This is a genomic window from Halorubrum sp. CBA1125 (assembly GCF_009742825.1).
GTDB lineage: Archaea > Halobacteriota > Halobacteria > Halobacteriales > Haloferacaceae > Halorubrum.
Genome location: NZ_WPCE01000255.1, coordinates 1 through 3332 on the forward strand (window position 1 = coordinate 1; position 3332 = coordinate 3332).

A 3332-nucleotide genomic window follows, 5' to 3' on the forward strand; every position below is an offset into this window, starting at 1 on the left:
CCCCCGGCGTCCCGCCGGCGGCCGCCGTCGGCGACGACTCCAGCGAGTACCCGGTCGCCGCGACGACGAGCAGCGCGAGCGGGGAGAGGAACGCGAACAGGTAGTAGGGCGCGTACTCCAGGGTCGGCACGCCGGTGACGCTCGTCATGTAGACGGCGCCGGCGTGCCACGGGAACAGCGCGCCGGTGGGCGTGCCGGCGGCCTCGACCGCCCGGGAGAGCTGGTCGCTGTCGAGCCCGAACTCCTCGTAGGTGTTCCGGAGCGTGACGCTCGGGAGCACGATGCTCATGTACTGCTGGGCGGTGAGCGCGTTGATCGCGATGGCCGAGACGCCGGTTCCGGCGACGAGGGCCCCGGGGCCCCGGACCGCCGAGGTGAACCCGTGGGCGAGCACCGCCAGCACGCCGGTCCGCTCTAAGATGCCGCCGAGCGACAGCGCGGCGACGACGACCGTGATCGTCCACGCCGAGCCCGTCACCCCGCCGGTGGCGAGCAGCTCGTTCACCAGCTCCGAGCCGGACGCCGGCGCGGTCCCGTACATGAACGCGTCCCAGGCATCGACGAACCCGGTTCCCTGCGCGAACACCGTCGTGAGGACGCCCGCGAACACGCCGGCGACGAGCGTCGGCAGCGCGGGGTACCCGCGCAGCGCCAGCCCGAAGGTGACGGCGAGCGGGACGAACGCGACCAGCGTGATCGCGTACGACTCGACGAGCGCGCCCTGGATCGCCGCGATCCGGCCCGCCGGGATCGCGCCGCTCGCGCGGAGCCCGAGCGCGGCGAAGCCGAGCACCGCGAGCCCGAACGCGGCGACGGTACCGACCCGCATCCGGTGGATGTGCGCGTACAGGTCGGTGTTGGTGACCCCCGCGGCGAGGTTCGTCGTGTCCGAGAGCGGGGACTGCTTGTCTCCCGCGTACGCGCCCGAGAGGACGGCCCCGACCGTCATCGGCGCGGGGACGCCGAGGCCGGCGCCGATGCCGACGAAGGCCACGCCGAGCGTGCCCACCGTGGTCCACGAGGAGCCGATGGCGAACGCGACGACCGCGGCGACGACGGCGGCCGCCGGGAGGAACGTCGTCGGGGTGAGCGTCTCGAGCCCGTAGTACATGAGCCCGGGGATGGTGCCGGCGCTCACCCACGTCGCGATCAGCCCGTAGATGGTGAAGATGATGAGAAGCGCCTGTAACCCCATCACGAGCCCGTTGGCGATACCGTCGTAGAGGTCCTCCCAGTCGTAGCCGAGCCACAGGCCGAACCCGCCGACGAAGGCGATGCTCCACAGGAGCGGCGCGTGCGGGTCCAGCCCCAACACGGCCGATCCGATACCGAGGAACGCGACAACGGCGAGGACCGGAACCAGCGCCGCCGCGAGGCTCGGGCGGCGGTCCGGATCGAGGTCGTCGACCGTCGTTGGCGTGAACGATCGCGTCACGCCCGAATATATTCTTTTGAAGCATAAATATATCTCGAAATATGCATCAAAAATATAACGATCGTTCGTCTCCGACGCCGGCGGCGTCGCCCGTCTCCGGCCGGAACCGTCGCGCTCCCGTGCGTCGCGGTGTCGTGGGGGTCCCCGAACGGACGGTCTTATACGCGTCGGCGGTCAACTCCGGACAACATGATATTTGAGGGCCTCCCGACGACCCCCCGGTCGGAGGAACTCGTCGACAAGGCGTTCTCGCGGGCGTCGCGCGCGGGGCGGGCCAAGCGCGGCCACGAGGCGCAGGAGTCGATGCTGCGGACGGCCGGTAACGTGCTCTCGGACAACTTAGAGAACGTCGTCGTCTCCTGGCCCGACTTCGGGTTCGACGTCGACCCGTTCTACTACGAGCTCGCCGACGCCATCATCGACGTCGACCGGCTCCGACAGGCGCTCTCGCAGGTGATGTGGGCCAGCCGGCAGATCGAGGACCTCCGCGACGAGTACACGACGAAGATCCGCAACGCCGACGTCGACGGCGCCCGGAAGCACCGCAAGCAGGCGTTCGCGCGCATGGCGGACGTGATGGACCAGATAAGCGACGACCTGCGGTACATCGGCGATTCCCGCGACCAGCTGAAGATCCTGCCCGACGTCCGGCCCGACGAACCCGCCATCGTGGTCGCCGGCTACCCGAACGTCGGCAAGTCGGCGTTCGTCAACCGCGTCACCCGGGCGTCCAACGAGATCGCCGAGTACCCGTTCACCACGAAGGGAGTGCAGATCGGTCACTTCGAACGGAACCACGTCCGGTACCAGATCGTCGACACGCCGGGGCTGCTCGACCGGCCGGCGACGAGCGCAACGACATCGAGCGGCAGGCGGTGAGCGCCCTGGAACACCTCGCCGACGTCGTCGTCTTCGTGCTCGACCCCTCCGGCGACTGCGGGTACCCGCTCGACGTCCAGCTCGAACTCCGCGCGGAGGTGCACGAGCTGTTCGGCGAGGACGTGCCGCTGCTCACGGTGGCGAACAAACACGATCGGTTCGACGCGGTGCGGGCCGAGGCGGTGGACGCGACGATGAGCGTCACCGAAGACGAGAACGTCGACGCGGTCCTCGAGATGGCGGTCGAGGCGGTCGATTTCGAGCCCGACCTGCCGACGCGCGACCGCGAGGAGTAGGCGTCGGACGGACCCGGATCCGTGCGGTTCGTTCAGCCGTTCGAGACGACCACGTCGCCGTCGAGCACGAGCCGGGAGACGTCGGCGGCGCCGGCGCGTCTGACGATCGCCCGGACGAGGCCGCGCGCCCCGGCGAGGTTGTCGGAGTTGCCGTCCAACACGAGGAGGTCGGCGTCCCGCCCCGTCTCGATCACGCCGCGGTTCAGTCCGGCGATCTCGGCGCCGTTGACCGTCGCCATCCGGAGCACCTCGCGGGCGGGGAGGTCCGAGAGCTTCGCGGCGAACTCCATCTCGCGGAACATCGAGGGCGAGTCGAGCATGACGTTGTCGGTGCCGAGCGCGACCGTCGTGCGGTCGGCCAGCCCGCGGATCGGCGGCACGCCCACGTTCGTCACGAGGTTCGACCGCGGACAGACGACGACGGGCGTCCCGCGGTCCTCGAGCCGGTCGAGGTGGATCGGCTCGGCGTGGACCATGTGGACGAGGAAGTCGGGGTCGAGGTCCATCGCGGCGTTGATGTCGTCGGCGTCGCGCTCGCCGGCGTGGATCCCGAACAGCTTGCCGGCCTCGCGGGTCTCCGCGCGCACGGCGTCGAAGTCGGCGTCGCGCGCGCCGGAGGCGCCGTACCCGTCCGCGACCGAGAGAACGTCGGGATCGTCCCGGCCGAGCACGACGGGGTCGATCGCGCGCTCGCCGGGCTCGACGCCTCGCCGGCGAGGCGT

General features: G+C 70.5%; 2 protein-coding genes and 1 pseudogene. 1 reads left to right on the forward strand and 2 read right to left on the reverse strand.

Features of this window, described 5'->3' with window-relative positions:
• On the reverse strand, positions 1-1435 hold a 1435-nt coding region (locus GJ633_RS15205), incomplete at its 3' end, for a Na+/H+ antiporter NhaC family protein (RefSeq protein WP_321169118.1).
• A 189-nt stretch (positions 1436-1624) separates the two neighbouring features.
• On the opposite strand from GJ633_RS15205, the pseudogene GJ633_RS15210 reads away from it, so the two are divergent.
• Positions 1625-2610, forward strand: a pseudogene (locus GJ633_RS15210) (NOG1 family protein).
• A 32-nt stretch (positions 2611-2642) separates the two neighbouring features.
• Here GJ633_RS15210 and GJ633_RS15215 read toward each other — a convergent pair.
• A partial coding sequence (locus tag GJ633_RS15215) for an amidohydrolase family protein (RefSeq protein WP_156589473.1) occupies positions 2643-3332 on the reverse strand: 690 nt, incomplete at its 5' end.